This is a genomic window from Ruegeria sp. AM2 (assembly GCF_056540685.1).
The window spans coordinates 279,441-300,882 of sequence record NZ_JBQFXE010000002.1; the positions used below are offsets into that span (position 1 = coordinate 279,441).

General features: G+C 59.1%; 18 protein-coding genes. 8 read left to right on the top strand and 10 right to left on the bottom strand.

The features are described from left to right. Window positions 1-67 precede the first annotated feature (67 nt). The 3 genes from ACR0CR_RS06950 to ACR0CR_RS06960 all read right to left on the bottom strand — a co-directional run bounded on the left by ACR0CR_RS06950 (window position 68) and on the right by ACR0CR_RS06960 (window position 6,031). On the bottom strand, window positions 68-1,513 hold the full coding sequence (locus ACR0CR_RS06950; RefSeq protein WP_480597846.1) for an amidase family protein: 1,446 nt from the start codon (window positions 1,511-1,513) through the stop codon (window positions 68-70). A gap of 82 nt (window positions 1,514-1,595) precedes the next feature. Beyond that, window positions 1,596-3,488 carry a propionate-CoA ligase PrpE gene (gene prpE, locus ACR0CR_RS06955; protein ID WP_480597847.1) on the bottom strand — a complete coding sequence of 631 codons (1,893 nt, stop codon included), beginning with the start codon at window positions 3,486-3,488 and terminating at the stop codon, window positions 1,596-1,598. A 269-nt stretch (window positions 3,489-3,757) separates the two neighbouring features. Then, complete coding sequence (locus ACR0CR_RS06960) at window positions 3,758-6,031, bottom strand: NADP-dependent malic enzyme (protein ID WP_480597848.1); 2,274 nt, start codon at window positions 6,029-6,031, stop codon at window positions 3,758-3,760. Window positions 6,032-6,214: 183 nt separating this feature from the next. Between ACR0CR_RS06960 and ACR0CR_RS06965 the strand changes: the two genes are divergently transcribed. The 7 genes from ACR0CR_RS06965 (at window position 6,215) to upp (ending at window position 12,580) form a co-directional block, all read left to right on the top strand. Beyond that, complete coding sequence (locus tag ACR0CR_RS06965) at window positions 6,215-6,907, top strand: hypothetical protein (protein WP_480597849.1); 693 nt, start codon at window positions 6,215-6,217, stop codon at window positions 6,905-6,907. Further along, window positions 6,882-7,973, top strand: a complete 1,092-nt coding sequence (locus ACR0CR_RS06970) for a cupin domain-containing protein (RefSeq protein WP_480597850.1) — start codon at window positions 6,882-6,884, stop codon at window positions 7,971-7,973. The genes ACR0CR_RS06965 and ACR0CR_RS06970 overlap by 26 nt, the downstream gene beginning before the upstream one ends. Window positions 7,974-8,062: 89 nt before the next feature. After that, on the top strand, window positions 8,063-8,449 hold the full coding sequence (locus tag ACR0CR_RS06975; protein WP_480597851.1) for a cytidine deaminase: 387 nt from the start codon (window positions 8,063-8,065) through the stop codon (window positions 8,447-8,449). A 3-nt stretch (window positions 8,450-8,452) separates the two neighbouring features. Beyond that, window positions 8,453-9,760 carry a thymidine phosphorylase gene (locus ACR0CR_RS06980; RefSeq protein ID WP_480597852.1) on the top strand — a complete coding sequence of 436 codons (1,308 nt, stop codon included), beginning with the start codon at window positions 8,453-8,455 and terminating at the stop codon, window positions 9,758-9,760. Next, a complete protein-coding gene (locus ACR0CR_RS06985; protein WP_480597853.1) occupies window positions 9,757-10,968 on the top strand; it encodes a phosphopentomutase in 1,212 nt (403 codons plus the stop codon). Before ACR0CR_RS06980 ends, ACR0CR_RS06985 begins: the two co-directional genes overlap by 4 nt. Further along, window positions 10,965-11,951, top strand: a complete 987-nt coding sequence (locus ACR0CR_RS06990) for an adenosine deaminase (protein ID WP_480597854.1) — start codon at window positions 10,965-10,967, stop codon at window positions 11,949-11,951. The genes ACR0CR_RS06985 and ACR0CR_RS06990 overlap by 4 nt, the downstream gene beginning before the upstream one ends. After that, on the top strand, window positions 11,948-12,580 hold the full coding sequence (gene upp, locus ACR0CR_RS06995) for a uracil phosphoribosyltransferase (RefSeq protein ID WP_170654180.1): 633 nt from the start codon (window positions 11,948-11,950) through the stop codon (window positions 12,578-12,580). The genes ACR0CR_RS06990 and upp overlap by 4 nt, the downstream gene beginning before the upstream one ends. A gap of 6 nt (window positions 12,581-12,586) precedes the next feature. Here the strand turns inward: upp and ACR0CR_RS07000 are convergent, their stop codons facing one another. Then, the gene (locus tag ACR0CR_RS07000) at window positions 12,587-13,600 is read right to left on the bottom strand and encodes a hypothetical protein (protein WP_480597855.1); all 1,014 of its coding nucleotides are present in this window, start codon (window positions 13,598-13,600) and stop codon (window positions 12,587-12,589) included. A 360-nt stretch (window positions 13,601-13,960) separates the two neighbouring features. Here ACR0CR_RS07000 and ACR0CR_RS07005 point away from each other — a divergent pair, with 360 nt between their 5' ends. Continuing rightward, window positions 13,961-14,653 (top strand): Hint domain-containing protein, encoded by a 693-nt coding sequence (locus tag ACR0CR_RS07005; RefSeq protein ID WP_480597856.1) that lies wholly within the window; start codon window positions 13,961-13,963, stop codon window positions 14,651-14,653. 72 nt (window positions 14,654-14,725) lie between these two features. Here ACR0CR_RS07005 and ACR0CR_RS07010 read toward each other — a convergent pair whose 3' ends face one another. The 6 genes from ACR0CR_RS07010 to ACR0CR_RS07035 all read right to left on the bottom strand — a co-directional run bounded on the left by ACR0CR_RS07010 (window position 14,726) and on the right by ACR0CR_RS07035 (window position 21,437). Continuing rightward, window positions 14,726-16,927 (bottom strand): 3-hydroxyacyl-CoA dehydrogenase NAD-binding domain-containing protein, encoded by a 2,202-nt coding sequence (locus ACR0CR_RS07010; RefSeq protein ID WP_480597857.1) that lies wholly within the window; start codon window positions 16,925-16,927, stop codon window positions 14,726-14,728. Then, window positions 16,924-17,409, bottom strand: a complete 486-nt coding sequence (locus tag ACR0CR_RS07015) for a cupin domain-containing protein (protein ID WP_480597858.1) — start codon at window positions 17,407-17,409, stop codon at window positions 16,924-16,926. The genes ACR0CR_RS07010 and ACR0CR_RS07015 overlap by 4 nt, the downstream gene beginning before the upstream one ends. Continuing rightward, entirely contained in the window at window positions 17,409-18,620 is a 1,212-nt protein-coding gene (locus ACR0CR_RS07020; protein WP_480597859.1) for an acetyl-CoA C-acetyltransferase, read from the bottom strand. Before ACR0CR_RS07020 ends, ACR0CR_RS07015 begins: the two co-directional genes overlap by 1 nt. A 10-nt stretch (window positions 18,621-18,630) precedes the next feature. After that, complete coding sequence (locus ACR0CR_RS07025) at window positions 18,631-19,269, bottom strand: glutathione S-transferase family protein (protein WP_480597860.1); 639 nt, start codon at window positions 19,267-19,269, stop codon at window positions 18,631-18,633. 118 nt (window positions 19,270-19,387) lie between these two features. After that, window positions 19,388-19,600, bottom strand: a complete 213-nt coding sequence (locus tag ACR0CR_RS07030) for a hypothetical protein (RefSeq protein ID WP_480597861.1) — start codon at window positions 19,598-19,600, stop codon at window positions 19,388-19,390. A gap of 55 nt (window positions 19,601-19,655) precedes the next feature. Then, window positions 19,656-21,437 carry an acyl-CoA dehydrogenase C-terminal domain-containing protein gene (locus ACR0CR_RS07035; protein ID WP_480597862.1) on the bottom strand — a complete coding sequence of 594 codons (1,782 nt, stop codon included), beginning with the start codon at window positions 21,435-21,437 and terminating at the stop codon, window positions 19,656-19,658. Window positions 21,438-21,442: the final 5 nt, after the last annotated feature.

A 21,442-nucleotide genomic window follows, 5' to 3' on the forward strand; every position in this document is an offset into this window, starting at 1 on the left:
CGTCATCAGAAATCCGGGCATATTTTAGTATGCGGACCCCGGGCAAAAACCCGGGGTCTATTTTCGTTCAGGCCGACATTTCGTTGGCCATTTTGTTCCACAGAATCGGTCCCATCTGCCCCACGCGATCTTCAATAGCGATGGCTGCGTCGACGGCCATGTCCTCGCGCCACCGGCGTGCTGCGATCTGGATATTGATAGGCTGCGGCCCATTTGGCAGCGCCGCCAAGCCTGCGGGAACACAGGCGGCAGGAAGCCCCAGGAAATTCATGGCATAGGAATAGACGGCGCAGCCCAGAACCTCGTGCACGCCCTCGGCCCCTTCGGTGTCGCGGTCGGGCTTGAAGAAGGGCTGCGGCAGGAAAGGGGACAGGACCAGAGGATAGTCCTGCATGAACAGTGACCATTCACGCGCGTAAAAGCTGCGTTGTGCCATCATGCCGATCAGATCCGTCCCGGTGATTGGCGGGAACTCCTGAAAATAGACGTCGAATATGTCGCGGATGGTCTGGGATCCCGCAGCTTCGATATCTCCTTTGAGCAGTGTCAGAACTTCGCCCATCAAAGCGCGGTATCCGGCGCGGCCGCATTCGAAAACATCAGGCGGATCGACATCGTCCACCACATAACCCGCATCGATCAAAGCGTCACGCGCTGTTTCCAACGCCTTGTTGACCTCGGGGTGGAGGGCATATCCGAAGGTATTGCGCGTAAACGCCACTTTGACCGGATTTGTCAGTCGTTCGCCATGCCACGGTAAAGGCACATGGAACGGATCACGCGGGTCTGTAGAAATCAGGCTGGGCATAGACAGATGCAAGTCTTTTGCGGACCGGGTTATTAAACCCTGCACCGACATGGATTGGGCCAACATTCCCCGTTCGGCGCTTTGGCTCGGATTGAATGCCGGGACGCGCCCAAGACCCGGTTTCACCGTCACTGCACCGTTCGCAGCCGCTGGAAAGCGCAGGCTACCGCCGATGTCATTGCCATGCGCCAACGCGCCGATCCCGGCCATGACCGACGCACCGGCCCCACCCGATGATCCCCCCGGCGAGATATGCCGCCCCCAAGGGTTATGCGTGCGCCCATGAAGCGGGTTGTCGGTGTCGGCGCGGAATGAGAATTCTGGCGTGTTCGTGCGCCCAATCACAACAGCACCAGCGTTTTGCAGATTCGCCACAACCGGCGCATCACCGCGCGCGATTACATCTTTCAAGGCAACAACGCCGTTCGTGGTCGCGTGGCCCGTTTGATCGACATTAATTTTGATCGTCACCGGCACGCCATGCAGAGGGCCGGGTTCCGCGCCCTGCGCCACTGCTTTGTCCAGATCGCGTGCGCGGGTCAGAGCCTCGGTGCTCAGGTCTTCGACGACGGCGTTCAGGTCTGGATTGACCTCATGCATTCGGTCGATCGAGGACGTCACGGCGTCTTCGGCGCTGATCTCTTTGCTGCGGGTCAGGGCGGTCAGTTCTGTGGCGGTCAGTCGCCAGATATCACTGGATGTCATAGGGCCTCACTGTCTTGGGTCAGACAGTAGAGGCCCGGTGACAGGTTGCAAGGGGCGGGTCTGAGCGCGGCCCGCCGTTGTTCTATTTTCCGGCGTAGCCGATCATTTTAAGGGCATCCGTGATTTCGTCCAGAATGGCCGGATCGTCGATGGTTGCGGGCATCTTGTAGTCCTTGCTGTCCGCAATCGAAACCATCGTGCCGCGCAGGATTTTGCCCGACCGGGTCTTCGGCAATCGATCCACCACGACGGCCTGTTTGAATGCGGCAACGGGCCCGATCTTTTCGCGCACCAGCTTGACTACGTCCTGAACGACCTCTGTGTGATCGCGCTCGCAACCTGCGTTCAAACACAGGAAGCCGACAGGCATCTGCCCTTTCAGTTGATCGGTGACGCCGATGACGGCGCATTCGGCGACGTCAGGATGGGCGGCCAGAACTTCCTCCATCCCACCAGTGGACAAGCGGTGGCCTGCAACGTTGATCACGTCATCGGTGCGCGCCATGATATAAAGGTACCCGTCTTCGTCAATCATCCCCGCATCCCCGGTTTCATAGTAACCGGGGAAATGGTTGAGGTAGGAATCCCTGAACCGCTCTTCGGCGTTCCACAAGTTCGGGAGCGTCCCTGGGGGCAAGGGCAGTTTGACCGCAATCGCGCCCAACTCCCCCGGTTTCATCGGATGTCCGCCCTCGTCAAGGATCTGAACGTCATAGCCAGGCATCGGTTTGGCTGGCGAGCCGAGTTTGATCGGCAATTCCTCGATTCCCAGCGGGTTGCCCGCGATGGTCCATCCGGTTTCGGTTTGCCACCAATGGTCGATCACCGGAACCTTCAACGCGGTTCGTGCCCATTCGATCGTGTCCGGATCGGCGCGCTCACCCGCAAGGAATAGTGCCCTAAGGTGTGACAGGTCGTATTTCCCGATCAGCTCGCCCTTCGGGTCTTCGCGTTTGACGGCGCGGATCGCGGTGGGGGCGGTGAAGAAGCTTTTGACCTTGTGTTCGGAAATGACGCGCCAAAACGTGCCTGCATCTGGCGTTCCGACCGGTTTACCTTCGAACACGATGGTGGTGTTGCCATGGATCAGAGGGGCGTAACAGATGTATGAATGCCCCACGACCCAGCCCACATCGGAAGCCGCCCAGAACACGTCGCCCGGATCGACGTCATAGATGTTTTTCATCGTCCAGTTCAGCGCCACAAGATGACCCGCTGTGGGCCGCACGACGCCTTTGGGCGATCCGGTCGTACCGGAGGTGTAGAGGATATAGGCCGGATGGTTCCCATCGACGGGGACACACTCGGCGGGCTCCACCCCGTACTGGAACCCGTGCCAATTGAAATCGCGCCCTTCGATCAGTTGCGCAACCTCTTGTTCGCGCTGAAAAATAACGCAGAAATCGGGCTTGTGGTCGGCCAAGTCAATCGCGCCGTCCAGCAGCGGTTTGTAATGCACAACGCGGCCCGGTTCCATCCCGCAGGAGGCGGCGATGATCGCCTTGGGCTTGGCGTCGTCAATCCGCACGGCCAATTCGTTGCTGGCAAACCCGCCAAAGACCACCGAATGCACCGCACCCAGCCGCGCGCAGGCCAGCATCGCCTCAAGCGCTTCGGGGATCATCGGCATGTAAATGATGACCCGGTCGCCTTTCTCGACACCCTTTGCCCGCAACGCTCCGGCCAGAGTGGCGACGCGGTTGCGCAATTCGACATACGAGATTTCACGCTTGGTGTGGGTGATCGGGCTATCGTAAATGATTGCCGTCTGCTCACCGCGGCCGTTCTCGACGTGGCGGTCCACGGCGTTCCAACAGGTGTTCACCTTGGCGTCACAGAACCATTCATAGAGCGGGGCGTTGTCGTCAAACAGCGCCTTGGTCGGAGATTGAACCCAGTCGATCCCTTTTGCAGCTTCCATCCAGAAGGCTTCCGGATCTGATTTCCAGCTCTGATAAACGTCCTGATAGGCCATGGCAGCCTCCTCCTCAAATTCCCTGTTCAGTGTGTTAGGCGTCCGGGCCGCATGCGGCAAGCAGCGGAAATGACGGCGCGTCAGTTTATCGCAAAATCTTTGCAACTTGCCCGGTTTTAACCCGTATTGCTTTGCAAAACAGGAATTTTTGTCGTGTATTCTCGATCAATCTACAAGCTTTTGCAAATGTGCAAAGTTCTTGGCTCGCAGAAAAAAGCCCGCCCAGAAACGGGGCGGGGCATCCACAATCAGCGTCTGCGGCAGCCGCGCTAGCCGTAGTGCGCAACCGGTGTTCCGGCGATGGCGGCCATATTCAACAACCCTCGGGCTGTGATGGACGGCGTCACAATGTGCGCCTTGTTGCCCATTCCCATGAGGATCGGGCCAACCTCAAGTCCGTCGGCCTTCATCTTAAGGATATTGCGTACACCGCTGGCTGCATCGGCATGGGCAAAGATCAAGACATTTGCTGCGCCTTCCAGACGGGAATTCGGGAAGATCCGCGACCGCAGCTCTGGGTCAAGCGCAAGATCCAGGTTCATCTCGCCTTCGTAGGTGAAATCGCGCGGTTCAGAATCCAGAATATCAAGCGCAGCGCGCAGACGTTTGCCGGATCCTTCGGCCTGATTGCCGAATTGCGACTGCGAGCAAAACGCGATCTTGGGAGTCAAGCCAAAGCGGCGCACATGTCGGGCCGCGCCGATCGTGGATTCCGCCAGATCAGCGGGCGTCGGCAGTTGCCGCACATGCGTATCGGCGATGAACAGGGGACCATCTTCCAAAATCATCAGCGACAAGGCGCCGTGGGGGCGAATATCACCGGCACTCAGAATTTGTTCGACATAGTTCAGGTGCCAGCGATATTCACCGAACGTACCGCAGATCATACTATCGGCATCGCCCCGTTGCACCGCAATGGCCGCAATCGCAGTGTTGTTTGTCCGCAGAATGGCCTTGGCCAGATCCGGCGTCACACCCCGGCGTTGCATGATTTCGTGATACGACGTCCAGTAATCATAGTAGCGCGGGTCGTCTTGCGGATTCACCATCTGGAAGTCCTTGCCGGGGCGGACGGTCAGACCCAACCGCTCGCACCTGGCGATGATCACATCGGGACGACCGATCAGGATCGGAGTTTCAGTCGTTTCTTCCAACACGGCCTGAGCAGCGCGCAGAACCCGTTCATCTTCGCCTTCGGCAAAAACGATCCGGCGGGATGCGGCGGCGGCTGCTTCAAAGACCGGACGCATGATCAAGGCGGATTTGAACACGGTCTGGTTGAGGCGTTCTTTATACGCCTCGATATCTGCGATTGGGCGTTTGGCTACGCCGCTTGCCATCGCAGCCTTTGCAACCGAGGACGACACGACCCCCACAAGGCGCGGGTCAAAGGGTTTCGGGATCAGATAATCCGGCCCAAAGGTCAATTGCTCGCCCTTATATGCGGCGGCAGCCTCGGCGCTGGTTGTGGCACGCGCCATGTCCGCGATTCCGTCCACACAGGCAATCTGCATCTCGTCATTGATCTCGGTTGCGCCGACATCCAAGGCGCCTCGGAAGATGAATGGAAAGCATAGCACGTTGTTGACTTGATTGGGAAAATCGCTGCGGCCGGTGGCAATGATCGCGTCCGGAGCGACCTCTCGTGCGGCGTCCGGCAGAATTTCGGGCGTTGGATTGGCCAGCGCAAAGATGATCGGGCGTTTCGCCATTTTCGCAACCATCTCGGGCTTTAGCACGTTCGGCCCGCTGAGACCGAGGAACAGATCGGCGTCTCCAATCACATCGTCCAGCGTGCGCAAATCCGACTTCTGCGCGAACTGGTCTTTGTGCGGGTTCATATCTTCGGCACGGCCTTCGTAAACCAGGCCATGGATATCGCACAGCCAGATATTCTCGCGCTTGACGCCCAGCTTGACCAACATGCTTAGGCAGGCGATCCCCGCAGCGCCACCCCCGGTCGAGACCACTTTGATGTCTTCGAACTTTTTGCCTGCGACATGCAGCGCATTCTTGGCAGCCGCGCCCACAACGATTGCCGTGCCATGCTGATCATCATGGAAAACAGGGATATTCATCCGTTCCCGGCAGATTTTCTCGACGACGAAACAGTCCGGGGCCTTGATGTCTTCAAGGTTGATTGCGCCGAATGTTGGTTCCAGCGCGCAAACAATATCGGCCAGCTTTTCAGGATCGGGTTGGTCGACCTCGATATCAAAACAGTCGATGCCTGCGAATTTCTTGAACAGAACGGCCTTGCCTTCCATCACCGGCTTTGAAGCCAGCGCGCCGATATTGCCCAGCCCCAAGACCGCAGTCCCGTTCGAGACCACTGCAACTAGATTGCCGCGCGCGGTGTATAGCTCGGCATTATGCGGGTCAGCTTTGATCTCGAGGCTGGCTTCGGCCACGCCTGGTGAATAGGCGCGGGCCAGATCACGTCCATTGGCCATCGGTTTCGTGGCTTTGATCTCAAGCTTTCCAGGTTTTGGATGGGCGTGATACTCAAGCGCGGCCTGCCGCAGGCTGGGTGTGTCAGACATTGGCTAATGAACTCCCTTCCGAAATATGATTGAGGGTTAAACTATTTCTTTGGGCTTGGCTACGCCGCGTCATCCAAGTTTTGAATGTGATCGTCAGATTGGCTCTGGTTGATTTTCGTCGCAAAACTTTTACATTGCCGAACCTTGGAAAACCGCATTTCATCAATAGGCGCGACGGCAGGAATGGCTCTTAAGGAACACACGACTCACAGCGGTATCCAACCGGTGAGATCCGGCAATTTTGGCATTGACCGTACCGGGTTTCGTGCAGCGATTGTTCTGGCTGTGGTGATTTTGTGCGCGGTGGCGATATGGCCAATTCAGGCGGCGGCTTTCAATCAGGAAGGCGGCCTTATCGAAACGATTTCGGCGGCCGCTTTGTTTACCGCTGGCGTGGTAGCGCTTGTCCGATATCGAGGGGTCCAACGGCTTTATATTGGCCTAGTATTGCTCCTTTTGGCCGAGCGTGAGTTGGAGGCAGAGATCTATGCCGAAGACAGCCTGCCGTTTCTGCTGTTGAACGGGCTGGACCAGCTTTTGGACATGACGGTTTTACGCGTTGCGCTGGCCGTTGTGATCCTCGGAGGATTTGTTTGGCACGGCGTCCCAAATGCGTGGCGCGCCCTGAAACTGCGCGCCCCATTTTTGTTGGTTTTCTTTCTCGCTGGGTTTTCCGCATTCGTTGCGCAAGTGCTCGAGGAAGTCAGCAGCGCTTTCGATCAGGGTATGTCCGAAATCATGATCGCGCGCCTGTTTGTTCTGGAAGAAACGCTTGAGATGTTCTTTTCGATTGGCATTTTGGCCGCTGTTCTGATCGGATGGCCAAAAACCAAGACCGAAGAGAAATCCAATGACCAACAGCCAGACCCGCGCTGAAATCCGCTTGCCAACGCAGGAACTACGCGAAGATATTCCGTTCTTCACCAAGGTGCTGGGCATGCGGATGGATATGATTTATCCGGCAGACGATCCACGCACCGCTGTGTTTTCAGGGCATGGATTGCGGGTGCGCATCGAAAAGGATGCGCCTGAAAGCCCTGGCACCCTTCGCATCCTGACCGACAATCCGGACGGGTTCGCAGACGGTAAGCGCGCCCTTGTTGCCCCAAACGGAACGCGGGTTGAGATCGATGAATTAAACCCGCCGATGGTGATGCCCGACACGGTGCATTCCTTTGTCGTACGCAGGCTCAAGGATCAGGCGCCGTGGATCATCGGGCGCGCCGGGATGCACTACCGCGATCTGGTGCCGGATCGGCTGGGCGGCTCGATCATCGCAAGTCATATCCGCATTCCCGATGGCGGGCCGGTGCCGGACATGGTGCATTTCCACAAGGTCGGGTTTCAGCTGATCTTTTGCATCCACGGCTGGGTGGACGTGGTCTATGAGGATCAGGGCGACAAGATGCGTCTGACGGCGGGTGATTGCTTTATCCAACCGCCGGAAATCCGCCACCGCGTGCTAGAGGCTTCGGACAACGTTCAGGTGATCGAGATCGGTGTCCCCGCCGAGCATGTCACCGAGATTGACCACGAGATGGAATTGCCGACGCCTCACTACCGTCCGGACCGGGAATGGGACGGGCAAAAGTTCGTCTTCAATCAGGCCGAAGGGGCAAACTGGGTGCCGTTCCGCCTTCCGGGCTATATCTGTCGTGATACGACGATTGCCGAAAACACTCAGGGCGTGGCCGGGGTGCAGGTTGTACGCAAAGGGCAGGGCAAGCCGCAATGGGCCGCCCATGATACCGATATCCACTTCACCTTCGTCATGAATGGCTCGGTCACGCTACAGGGTGAGGGGCGCGACCCATTCCCGTTGGAACAGGGCGACGCCTTCGTGATCCCTCCGGGGATGCGCACGCGTCTGGCGGACCCATCAGACGATGTGGAATTGCTTGAGGTCACGCTGCCCGGCACGTTCAACACGACGCTGGGCTAAGAATTGCTGCGCTCAGGGCTTCACCTTGGCGCGCCGTTTCAATAGAACTGAGTTTTCCTGACCGGATGATCAAAAATTGGGGAATCGCCATGAGCCTGAAAGACGCAGCCCTCTTAGTCCGCGAAAACGCCTATGCGCCCTATTCGAATTTCAAAGTTGGTGCGGCGGTTCGATCCGCAAGCGGAACGGTTTATGGCGGGTGCAACGTCGAAAACGTTGCCTATCCCGAAGGCACCTGCGCCGAGGCCGGGGCGATTGCCGCCATGGTCGCCGCAGGAGAGCAGGAACTGACCGAGGTCTATGTGGTCGCCTCGTCCGCTCAGCCCGTTCCGCCCTGCGGGGGCTGCCGTCAGAAACTGGCGGAATTTGGCAAGCGCGAGGTCAAGGTCACGCTGGCGTCGCTCGACGGGACCGAGACAGAGACCACCATCGGCGATCTGCTGCCGGGGGCTTTCGGCGCCTCACATATGGAGTGAGACATGGACGCCCGCTCAATCATTGCCAAACTGCGTCGGAATGACGTCCCGACTGCGGATGAACTGACCTGGTTCGCGCAAGGTTTGGCCGATGGCGGCGTCAGTGATGCGCAGGCCGGGGCTTTTGCGATGGCCGTTTGCATGGGTGGTCTGGGCGCGCGAGGTCGCGCGGATCTGACGGTTGCGATGCGCGACAGCGGCGACGTTCTGACATGGGGCGTGGACGGACCGGTGATCGACAAACACTCGACCGGCGGGGTGGGTGACAGCGTCAGCCTTGTGTTGGCCCCTGCACTGGCCGAGCTTGGGGCCTTTGTGCCCATGATTTCAGGCCGCGGGTTGGGCCACACAGGCGGCACGCTGGATAAGCTTGAGGCCATTCCCGGCGTTACCACGCAGATCGGGCAGGACCGTCTGGCGCAGATTCTGCGCGAAACAGGAGCGGCCATTGTTGGGGCTACAGGGCAGATCGCACCTGCGGACAAGCGCCTTTATGCGATCCGGGATGTGACGGCGACGGTCGAAAGTCTTGACCTGATCACCGCCTCGATCCTCTCCAAGAAACTGGCCGCCAGTCCGGATGCTTTGGTGCTGGATGTCAAAGTCGGTAGCGGTGCTTTCATGAAAACGCATGAAGATGCGCGAAAGCTGGCGCAGGCCCTTACCGAAACCGCAAACGCCGCTGGGTGTCGCACCTCGGCCGTGATTACCGATATGAATCAGCCTCTGGCCCCTGCGCTGGGCAATGCGCTGGAAATCTGTGAGGTCATGAAGGTTCTGACCGAAGGGCACGCCGCGCCGTTAGCTGAGATATCCGCCGAGTTGGGCGGTGTTTTGCTGGCCGATGCCGGGGTTTATCCGACCATCGACGAAGGCCGCAAAAAACTGGCTGATGTCATCCGGGACGGGCGGGCGGCTGAACGGTTTGGTCGCATGTTAGCCGCGGTGGGTGCTCCGCTGCACTTTGTCGAGAACTGGTCACGCTACTTGCCCGAAGCGAGCGTCATTCTTGAGGTTCCCGCCCCAGAGGCCGGCTATGTCGCTGAAATGGACGGTGAGGCCTTGGGCCTTTCGGTCGTCGCGCTGGGCGGCGGGCGGCAAGTTGAGGATGACGTGATCGATCCCGCCGTGGGCATTTCCGATATCGCGCGGCTGGGGACCAAGGTCGAAAAGGGAGCGCCGCTGGCGGTGATCCACGCTGCCCGTGAAGACGCCGCGCAGCAGGCTGCTCAGACGGTGTTGCGCGCTGTGAGGATTGCACCCGAAAGCCCTTCATTGCCGGGCATCGTGCATGAAAGGATCACCCCGTGAGCCGTGCTTTTTTGGTGGTGATGGATTCGGTCGGTATCGGCGGGGCACCGGACGCGGACCAGTTCTTCAACGGCGGGGTGCCCGATACCGGTGCAAACACGCTGGCTCATATCGCGCAGGCCTGTGCCGAGGGACGGGCCGAGGATGGCCGTTCAGGTCCGCTGCACCTGCCCAATCTGGACGCGCTGGGGCTGGGCGCTGCAACCCGTCTGGCCTCGGGCGCGGAAACGCCGGGGCTGGAGGGAGAAACCACCGGCCTGTGGGGCTGCGCGCGGGAACATTCGCCGGGCAAGGACACGCCGTCGGGGCATTGGGAACTGGCTGGTTTGCCGGTGCCTTGGGACTGGCATTATTTTCCTGACAGGACCCCATCTTTCCCCACCAACCTCAGCCGGGCCGCTGCCGAGGCCGCCGGAACCGATGGCATTCTGGGTGATTGCCACGCCTCCGGCACCGCGATCATCGCGGAGCTGGGGGCCGAGCATATGCGCTCCGGCTGGCCGATCTGCTACACGTCCGCCGACAGTGTTTTCCAGATCGCAGCTCACGAAGAGAGCTTTGGTCTGGACCGCTTACTGGACATGTGCCGAACGTTGGCACCGCGCTTGCACGACATGAAAGTGGGTCGCGTCATTGCTCGACCCTTCGTGGGAACACCGGAAGAAGGGTTTACCCGCACCACGAACCGTAAGGATTTCGCCATCCTGCCGCCCGCGCCGGTTTTGACCAACTGGGCGCAGGATGCCGGGCGGCGCGTTCATGCGGTGGGCAAGATCGGTGACATCTTCTCGATGCAGGGGATCGACACGCTGCGCAAAGGCTCGGACGCCGAGCTGATGCGGCACCTTTCTGATCTTGTTGACGAAGCCGAAGATGGCAGCCTGACCTTCGCCAATTTCGTAGAGTTCGACAGCCTTTACGGCCACCGTCGTGATATCAGCGGTTATGCCCGCGCGCTGGAATGGTTCGACCGTGAGATCGGTGCACTCATAGCGCGTCTGCAGCCCGGAGACCTGATGCTGCTGACCGCCGACCATGGCAACGATCCCAGCTGGATCGGCACTGACCACACGCGCGAACAAGTGCCCGTTCTGATCGCAGGGCAGGGCACGGGCCAGATCGGCGCGGTCAATTTTGCCGATGTTGCGGCCAGTATCGCCCATCACCTGAACATCCCGGCGCAAGGGCCGGGGCGGAGTTTCCTATGAGTGTCGCAGACCTTCCCAAGATCGAATTGCACCTGCACCACGAAGGGGCGGCCCCGCCCGCCTTCATCCGACAACTGGCGCATGAAAAAAAGATCGACCTGAGTGGGATATTCAAATCAGACGGCAGCTATGACTTCCGCGATTTCGCGCATTTTCTCAGCGTCTACGAAGCCGCCTGCGAAGTTCTGAAGACGCCCGAGGATTTTCGTCGGCTGACACTGGCGATCCTTGAAGAAAGCGCTGCAAACGGCGTTGTTTATTCAGAAACCTTCCTCAGCCCGGATTTCTGCGGCGGCGGCGATCTGCACGCCTGGCGTGATTACCTGACGGCCATTCAGGACGCGGCGGATGAGGCTGAGCGCAAATTCGATATCACATTGCGCGGGGTCGTCACTTGCGTCCGCCACTTTGGCCCCGAACAGGCCAAGCGCAGCGCGTTTTGCGCAGCGGAAACCGCCGGAAGCTGGATCACCGGCTTTGGCATGGGCGGCAACGAAGCCACAGGGTCTCAGGGAGATTACAAATGGGCCTTTGACTGCGCCCGTGAGGCCGGGTTGCGCCTGACGACCCATGCTGGCGAATTTGGCGGGCCAGAAAGTGTACGCGACGCGATCCGTGATCTCGACGTTGAACGCGTGGGCCACGGCGTGCGCGCTATTGAAGACCCCGACCTGATCCGCGAGGTCGTGGACCGGGAGATAACGCTTGAGGTCTGTCCGGGTTCGAATGTGGTCCTCGGCCTGTTTCCGGATTTTGCATCCCATCCGATCGCCAAACTGCGTGACGCGGGCGTCAAAGTCACCGTCTCGACCGATGATCCGCCGTTTTTCCACACCACAATGCGGCGCGAATATGAGATGTTGGCCCAGGCCTTCGGCTGGGACGCCGAGGATTTTGCGGCGCTGAACGAAAACGCCCTGAACGCGGCTTTTTGCGATGAAGAGACCCGCGCGCGGGTCAAGACAAGACTGGAGAAAACATGAGCGAACACCTGACCGTCGTTGACCACCCGCTGGTGCAGCACAAACTGACGCTCATGCGGGACAAGGGCACATCCACCGCGTCCTTCCGGCAGTTGCTGCGCGAAATCACGCTGTTGCTGGCCTATGAGGTCACGCGTGAATTGAAACTGACCACCCGCCATATCGAAACCCCGATGGAGGAGATGGACGCCCCGATTCTGGCAGGCAAGAAACTTGCGCTTGTGTCGATCCTGCGCGCAGGCAACGGGATGTTGGACGGGGTGCTAGAATTGGTTCCGTCCGCTCGCGTCGGCTTTGTGGGGCTCTACCGGGACGAAGAAACGCTGAAGCCCGTACAGTATTATTTCAAAGCACCCGAAGGGCTGAAGGACCGTTTGGTCATTGCCGTGGACCCGATGCTGGCCACCGGCAACAGCTCGGCTGCTGCGATTGATTTGCTGAAAGAGGCCGGTGCCACCGATATCCGGTTCCTGTGCCTGCTGGCCGCCCCCGAGGGCGTGGCGCGCATGAAAGAGGCACATCCGGATGTTCATATCGTGACGGCGTCTCTGGACCGGGAACTGAACTCCAAAGGCTATATCATGCCGGGTCTGGGCGATGCCGGAGACCGGATGTTCGGAACAAAGTAGCCGAGGCTAACCGCCGCAAATGTTTTGCAGCCGGACCCAGTCGCGGTCCGGCAGCACTTGTTCCAGCGTGCGACCGGCCATCGGGTCGGCTTCGATCAAGCCAATGACGGTTTCTCCGGTCACGTCACGCGCGTAGGCATAGGGCGTTGAGGGCAGGGCGGCTTGCGCAAACACTGCCAAAAGCTCTTCGTCGGTGAGCTTACGTTGTGGGGTCGCCAACACTTCCTCGGTATAGGCGTCGACGATTTCCGAGGTGAGGCCCCCGGTTGTCAGCAATCGGAATGCAGCCGTCGGGCCGGTTCGGTCCAGTAAGTCATCCAGGGGGTCCTGGCTTTCTGCCCGCGCGCGTGCCGCGATGACGTATCCAGCGGCCACGGCAGGGTCTTCATGATCTTCGACCAGTGCCCGATTCAGCAAAACAGTGTTGCCAGGCAGGCTGAGGCTATCCGGAACGCCCGCCGGAAGAATGACAACCTGCCGGACACCGGTGCGCCGGGCCAGACGGTCAAGCGACTCCTGAGCCTCATCCGATGCACACGCCTTGCCCGAAACCCGCTCGATACGGCGAAGCACGGCTTCACCGATTTCCTGCCGTTTGATATCGGGGACAACGGCGACCACGTGGCGCTGAAGGGCGTTGGGCAGCCAAAACAAAAGTAGAGCCAGCACTGCCACAACAACGCCGCCAACGCTGGCCCAGCGCAGACGACCTGGGTGGGGCCGAGATCGTTCGATCGCGCGCTGCAACTTGTCGATGGCTTCGACCATGGTTGTCTCGGATTCGGCAAGCTCAAGTGTTTCGCCGGGATCACCGTCCGGATTGTAGGTCGCCGGGAACGCGCCCGGATTCTGGCGTTCAACAGCGGCCAGCGACCAATGAGTCAGCGCTCGATCATTGAAATCCGAAATCGTAAGTGTCGCCTCGCCGATAGAAACCACAACCTCACGCCGCTGGTCATCGGGTGAAGGGCGCCACAGGCCAGTGGCCTCGATCCGCTGATACTGTTTGAGTGCCGTCATGGTTCAATGCTGCTCGGTATTCTTTTGCTCTGTCTTAACATGTGGACTTCGCGCCGCGCAAACCTGTTGAGCGGGCCGCGACGGCTGCAGAATCAACCTAGCCCGTTGCTGTGAGTTGGACCTGATGTTTCCAATTTGAGGTAAAAGCCATGCAAACCACCTGCTTTGTTTGGAAAAAGCGCTCTAAATATGGCGAAATCGGCGCAATCAAGCTGCAAATATGGCAAAGATGAGGCGAAATGAGGCAAAAAAGCCTAATCCTTCTGTCTGTCTGAAGGTGCCAAAAAGGGGGTGCGGCACGTGTTGAATTTAGTGAGTGTTTCTGGTTTTTCGCATAACGCCGAAGGTGATCGAATAAATTTGGCCGCGACTTCGGTACCGGCTTGCCGGGGTGGGCTTTTTTATGGAACCAAAGTTGCGACCACGGGTGGGTGGACATTAGCAGAACGGCTGAGATCGGGTGATCTGGTGCGAACTGCGGATAACGGGTTTCAGGCCATTCGGCGGGTATGTGTTGATCAGATTACTGTGCCGGTTGGTGAAACGCGTCCGGGGCATCTGCCGGTGCTGGTATCAGCGCGTGTCGCCAACAATGGGCACCCGGTTTGGCTGATGCCCGAACAAGGCGTGGCGGTCAAAGCCTCAAACCTGGGGCGGGACGGTGACTTGGCGATCGTACCGGCGCGAATGCTCAGCGGAATGAGTGGGATCACGTCCAGTGCCCCGGCGCAGAGTTTCGACGTTGTTTCCCTGTTCTTCGACAATGATGAGGTCGTCTTTATCGAAGGCGGCTTTCAGGCATATTGCGCGGCAGGCAGGGTGCCCGCGTCGCACGCACGTTCCGAGCCTGGATACAAAGTTGTCGGGTCCGATCATGCAGACGCCGACGTGCAAGCCGCTGTTCAACAGGCCGAAGTTTCCGCGTTTGTGAGCCCCGCGGTTGCTCTGCCCGCACCAACCTTGCCTGAACCGGTTGTCCCGATCCGTCCAAATATTGGCGTTCGGCGGCCCGGAAGACCGGGGCGGCCCACACTCTCGGCTTTATATTCATAGCCCTGGGACAGGGCTAACAATTCTCAAGAAAACGAAGCAGGCGCGTGGATCTACGCGCCTGCTCTTTTTGGATCAGGCTGCGGCTGCCTGCGGGGCGAAGCGGCCATAGAATGTCTGACCTTTGTCGGCCATCTCACGCAACAGCGGCGGGCAGGCAAAACGGTCACCGTATTGCGCGGCAAGTTGATCACACCGCTCGGCCGCGTAGGCTGCACCGATGATGTCGAGCCAGCTGAGCGGGCCACCGGACCAGGGGGCAAAACCCCAAGCCAGGATTGCGCCCACATCGGCTTCGCGGATGTCTTCCACAACGCCTTCTTCCAGAGCACGAACTGATTCCAGAACCTGTGCAAACATCAGGCGTTCCTGAACTTCGATCAGATCCGGCTGGTCTTCGGCACGCGGATATTTGTCCTGCAGCCCTTGCCAGAACCCTTGACGCTTGCCCTTTTCGTCATAGTCAAAGAAGCCAGCCTTGGATTTACGGCCCAGACGGCCTTGTTCTTCCATCCAGAAAATTAGATCGTCGGCGGCGCTTTCGGGATAGGCATCCCCCATTGCGGCTTTTGTCGCGCGGGCAATCTTGGCACCCAGATCAATCGAGGTTTCATCGGTCAAGGTAATCGGCCCTACCGGGAAGCCCAGTTGACGGGCGGCGTTGTCGATCAGCACGGGGCTGACGCCCTCGGTCACCATCCGCGCGCCTTCGTTCAGGTAGGGGATGATGCAGCGGTTGCAGTAGAAGAACCGCGCGTCATTGACCACAATCGGCGTCTTGCGGATCTGGCGCACATAGTCCAGCGCCTTGGCAACTGCGCGCGCGCCGGTTTCCTTGCCCTTGATGATCTCGACCAGGAACATCTTTTCGACCGGCGAGAAGAAGTGGATGCCGATGAACTGTTCGGGGCGCACGCTTGCCTTGGCCAGATCGGTGATCGGCAAGGTCGAGGTGTTCGAGGCAAAGATGCAATCCTCGGGGATGATCGCTTCGACCTTTTTGGTCATCTCGGCCTTGACGCCGACATCCTCGAACACAGCCTCGATGATCAAGTCACAGCCTTTCAGCTGTTCCACATCTGGGGTCGCAGTGATCCGGCCCAGCATGGCGGCTTTCTTGTCTTCGGTGACTTTGCCGCGCTTCATACCCTTGTCCAGATAGGCCTCGGTGTAGGCTTTACCTTTGTCGGCGGCGGCCTGATCACGGTCGATCAAAACAACCTCCATGCCGGCCTGCGCCGAGACCAGAGCGATACCGGCACCCATCATACCCGCGCCCAGAACGCCGATCTTCTTGACCGACTGATCGGGGATACCGGCGGGACGCACAGCACCTTTGTCCAGAGCTTCCTTGTTCAGGAACAATGAGCGGATCATGGCACCAGACGAAGGGTTCATCAGCACGGTAGTGAACCAGCGCGCCTCGATGCGGATGGCGGTGTCGAAATCGACCAGCGCGCCTTCGTAGACCGCGCTCAGCAGAGCCTTGGCGGCCGGGAAGGCGCCTTGGGTTTTGCCATGCACCATGGCCGAGGCGCCGACGAAATTCGGGAATCCTGCAGGGCTGTAGGGCGCGCCACCGGGCATTTTGTAGCCTTTCGCGTCCCACGGTTTGACCAGGTCGGTTTCCTTGGCGTTTAGAACCCACTCTTTCGCGGCGGCCATCGGGTCAGCCGCGATCTCGTCGATGTAACCCGCGCCCTTGGCCTTCTTGACGTCCAGCATCTTGCCTTCCAGCAGCAACGGAGCCGCGGCAATCGCGCCGACTTTGCGAACCATGCGCGTGGTGCCGCCCGCTCCGGGGAAGATGCCGACCATGATCTCGGGCAGGCCGTATTTTGCCTTGGGGTTCTCGCCGGCAAAGATGCGGTGGGTCGACAGGGGCAGTTCCATGCCGATACCCGCGGCGGTGCCGGGCAGAACGGCTGCAATCGGTTTGCCGCCCTTTTTGGTTTTGAAATCCATGCCCGCCAGTTCGATCTTGCGCAGCAGGGCGTGGATTTTCATCGTGCCTTCGAACAGGCCTTTGGCGGGCTCGTCACCGGCCTCTTCCTTCATCACGGCCAGCAGGTTCAGATCCATGCCACCGGCAAACGAACCCTCTTTGCCTGAGGTGATGATGATGCCTTTGACCTCATCATCTGCCAGCGCCTGATCGATGCTATCGTTCAGTTGCGTCAGCCCGTCAAAGGACATCACGTTCATTGATTTTCCGGGTACATCCCAGGTGATAGTTGCGACGCCATCGGCGTCTTTGGTCAGAGTAAACTCGGTCATCCGTCGTCTCCAATCTGGTCAGCCGTCAGGGGGCTGCCGTCTTTGCGGGTGAAGGCAAATCCGCTCTCGTCATCCTTCACCATCATGTCGATATCGCTGTAATAGCCGGTCTCGGTCGGGGTTCGCGTGCCCACCACCAGAAAGGTCGCGGGCGCATCGGTTTTGTTCACAAGGTGGTGGCCGTTGGCTTCACCTGCGGGCCATGCCGCGCAATCGCCGGGCTGCATCTCGTGCTCTCCATCGTCGTCGATCAACACACAGGTGCCGGTCAGCATGATTGCGAACTCGTCCTGCTCCATGTGGTAATGGCGCAGCGAGGACAAGCCATGCGGTTCAAGACGCACGATGTTGACCCCGTACTGGGTCAGCCCGCCCGCATCGCCCAGTCGCTGAACGAAGCGACCTGCGGTCGCTTCGGCCAGTTTGCCGGGATAGGACGAGCCGCCCTGAAACGGGATCTGAGAGAGATCCAGCTTGGGCATCAGACCCGCTCGATGATCGTGGCCGCGCCCATGCCGGATGCCACACACAGAGTCGCCAGACCGGTTTCCTTGTCCTGACGCTCCAGCTCGTCCAGCAAGGTGCCGATGATGATCGCACCGGTTGCGCCCAGCGGGTGACCCATGGCGATCGAGCCGCCATTGACGTTGACCAACTCGGGGTCGACATCAAACGCCTGCTGGAAGCGCAGCACGACCGAGGCAAAGGCTTCGTTGACCTCAAACAGGTCCAAGTCCGAAATCGCCATGCCGGTATCGGCCAGGATTTTCTCGGTGACGGGTACAGGACCTGTCAGCATGATGGTCGGGTCCAGACCGATCTTGGCGGTACCTTTGATGCGCGCACGTGGTTTCAGCCCGTGCTTTTCACCAAATTCCTTGTTCCCAATCAGAACAGCCGCCGCACCGTCCACGATCCCCGAGCTGTTGCCCGCATGGTGGATGTGGTTGATCTTTTCCAGATGCGGGTATTTCAGCATCGCAACTTTGTCAAAGCCGGGCATCTGCTCACCCATCATCTGGAAAGCAGGGTTCAGGCTGCCGAGGCTTTGCATGTCGGTGCCGGGGCGCATGTATTCGTCACGGTCCAGAATTGTCAGGCCATTCTGGTCCTTTACCGAGATCACCGACTTTTCGAACCGGTTTTCTTCCCATGCCTGTGCCGCACGACGCTGGGATTCCATCGCCAGTTGGTCGGCTTGTTCGCGGCTAAAGCCATACTCGGTTGCGATGATGTCCGACGAAATACCCTGCGGCACGAAATAGGTGTCCATCGCCAGCGACGGATCAACGGCAATGGCCGCCCCGTCCGAGCCCATGGCCACGCGACCCATCATCTCGACGCCGCCCGCGATATAGCCGTCACCGGCACCGCCCTTGACTTGGTTGGCGGCCAAGTTCACGGCCTCCATGCCAGAGGCGCAAAAGCGGTTGATCGCCAGACCGGGGATCCGTTCGTCCAAGTCCGACGCCAGAACAGCCGTGCGTGCCAGGCACCCACCTTGTTCCATGACCTGTGTGGCATTGCCCCAGATCACGTCTTCGACGGCGTGGCCTTCCAGATTGTTACGCTCTTTCAGCGCGTTCAGGGCCACGGCCGACAGGCGCACCGAGGTCACCTCGTGCAGACTGCCATCCTTGCGGCCCTTGCCGCGCGGTGTGCGCAGGGCGTCATAGATGTAAGCTTCGGTCATTATGCTCTCCTTAAGCTCGATCCGGCGCTTTGCCGGGCATCAGGTCATAGGGGTGTTGCCAACCCGGCTGTTCAGACAGTCGGGTTAGCCATTTGTCGATATGGGGCCACTCGGCCCGGTCAAAGCCAAAGGGCTCAGGATAATACAGGTATCCGCAGCAGCTGAGATCGGCGTTGGTCACGCCGTTTCCGACGATCCACTCGCGGTCTTCCAAATGTGCATTGAGAATTTGGTAGGCCGCCTTTAGTCGGCCCTGATTGAACGCAATTACATCTGCGTTGCGATGCTCTTCCGGCAGGAAATTGATCAAAAACCGGGTCATGCCCGCCATCGAGCTAAGTTTGTGGTTGTCCCACAGCACCCAACGCAGAACTTCGTATTTCTCTTCATGGGTGTTGCCGCCGAACTTGCCGCTTTTCTCGGTCACATAGGCCTGAATTGCGCCCGATTGACTGGTGCGGAAATCACCGTCTACAAGCACCGGAGCCTCGCCCATGGCGTTGACGTCAGCGCGGTATTCGGGTGTCCGGGTTTCGCCTTTGAAAAAGTCGACTTCGACGGGTTCCCAATCCAACCCGGACAGCTCTAGCGCCAGCGCTGCCTTATAAGAGTTTCCGCTGACACCGAAACAATACAGTTTGATCGTCATGGTAATACCCCTCCCCGGGCGTTCGTGACTGTTTTCCAGCCGTGTGTTTTGAGCAAAAAGAACCGTGTTTTTGTGGGGATTTTGCCCCCTTTGTTCTGCTTATAAAAAAGACACCGGTTCAGCGTTTTCTGGCATCTAGCTCCGAGTTGAAGATGCGCAGCCTGTGTATGAGGTTCTCCTCGTTTATGACGCTGTTGAAGTTTTCAAACAGAAACGACAGTGCTTCACCTTCATCCAATCCAGCTTCACGCGCGAACGCTTTGAGTTTTCGATAACCGTCCTCTGTCATGGCGGTCGGGAAGCGTCGGGTCAGGCGAAATCGTTTCGGCATGTCGTTCCTCAGGGAAAGTCCGGTTCCAGGCGATGAGCCCGGAACCGGTTTGAGATCAGAAGCTTGCCGCCTCCAGAGCCATGACAGTGTCGGCACCGGTCTGGATGCGCGCCAGGTGCATCGCGGTCGCAGGCAGGCGTCGCGCCATATAGTACTGGCCGGTGGCAATCTTGGTCTTGTAGAACTCGGTATCCGAGGCTCCACCTTCAAGGGCCGCATAGGCTGCTTTGCCCATTTGCGCCCAGACCAGACCCAGGCAGACATGGCCGAACATGTGCATGAAGTCGTTCGAACCGGCCAGTGCGTGGTTGGGGTTCTTCGCGCCACTCTGCATGAAGTACATGCCGGCAGCCTGCAGGTCTTTGGATGCAGACTTGAGCGGTTCGATGAACGCTTTGTCAAACTCTTCGTTCTGACCGGCGTTGTCTTTGCAGAAGCTTTTGACGATCTCAAAGAAGGCCATCACGTGCTTGCCGCCATCGGTGGCCAGTTTCCGGCCCACAAGGTCCAGCGCCTGAACGCCGTTTGCACCTTCGTAGATCATCGCGATCCGGGCATCGCGGGTGTATTGCGACATGCCCCATTCTTCGATGTAGCCGTGGCCCCCATAGACCTGTTGCGCCTGAACGGTCATGTCATAGCCCTGATCGGTCAGGAACCCTTTGATGACCGGTGTAAGCAATGAAATCAGCCCGTCTGCATCCGCATCGTGTGAGCGGTGGGCCTGGTCGATCAGCGTCGCGCCCCACAGCGCAAACGCGCGCGCGCCCTCAGTAAAGCTTTTCTGGTCCATCAGGTTGCGGCGGATATCGGGGTGGACGATCAGCGGATCAGCCGGACCTTCGGGGTTTTCCACGCCGGTCACAGCGCGACCCTGCAGGCGGTCCTTGGCATATTCAACAGCATTCTGATACGCGGCTTCGGCCTGCGCCAGACCCTGCATGCCCACACCCAGACGCGCTTCGTTCATCATGGTGAACATTGCGCGCATGCCTTTGTGCAGGTCGCCTAGCAGGTAACCTGTCGCCTCGTCATAATTCATCACACAGGTCGAGTTGCCGTGGATGCCCATTTTCTCTTCGACTTTGCCGACCGAGACGCCGTTGCGTTCGCCCAGCGAGCCGTCTTCGTTGACCATGAACTTGGGCACGATGAACAGCGATACGCCCTTGATGCCCTCGGGGCCGCCGGGGATTTTGGCCAAAACCAGGTGAATGATGTTGTCGGCCATGTCGTGATCACCAGCCGAGATAAAGATCTTCTGACCCGAAACCTTATAGCTGCCGTCGTCCTGCGGTTCCGCCTTGGTGCGCATCAGCCCCAAATCGGTGCCGCAATGCGGTTCGGTCAGGTTCATGGTGCCGGTCCATTCGCAGCTGACCATGTTGGGCAGGTACTTGGCCTTCTGCTCGTCCGAGCCGTGCGCCAGGATCGCCGAGGCCGCACCGTGGGTCAGGCCCTGATACATGGTGAAAGCCTGGTTCGCTGATTGGAAAAACTCGCCAACCGCGCTGCCGATCACGTAAGGCATGTTCTGGCCGCCGAATTCCTCGGGCATGTCAAGACCGGTCCAGCCGCCTTCTTTCATTTGCTCGAACGCGTCTTTGAAACCTGTTGGCGTATAGACAACGCCGTTTTCGTGGCGCACACCTTCGGTGTCGCCGACCACGTTCAGCGGGTGCAGGACGTTGCTGGCAATCTTGCCGGCTTCTTCCAGGACGGCACCGGTGAAATCGGCCTCCAACTCATCATATCCGGGGATGTCCGATCCGGAAACATTGAGGACTTCGTGCAGAATGAACTGCATATCTTTGGTTGGCGCAGTGTAGACGGGCATTACAA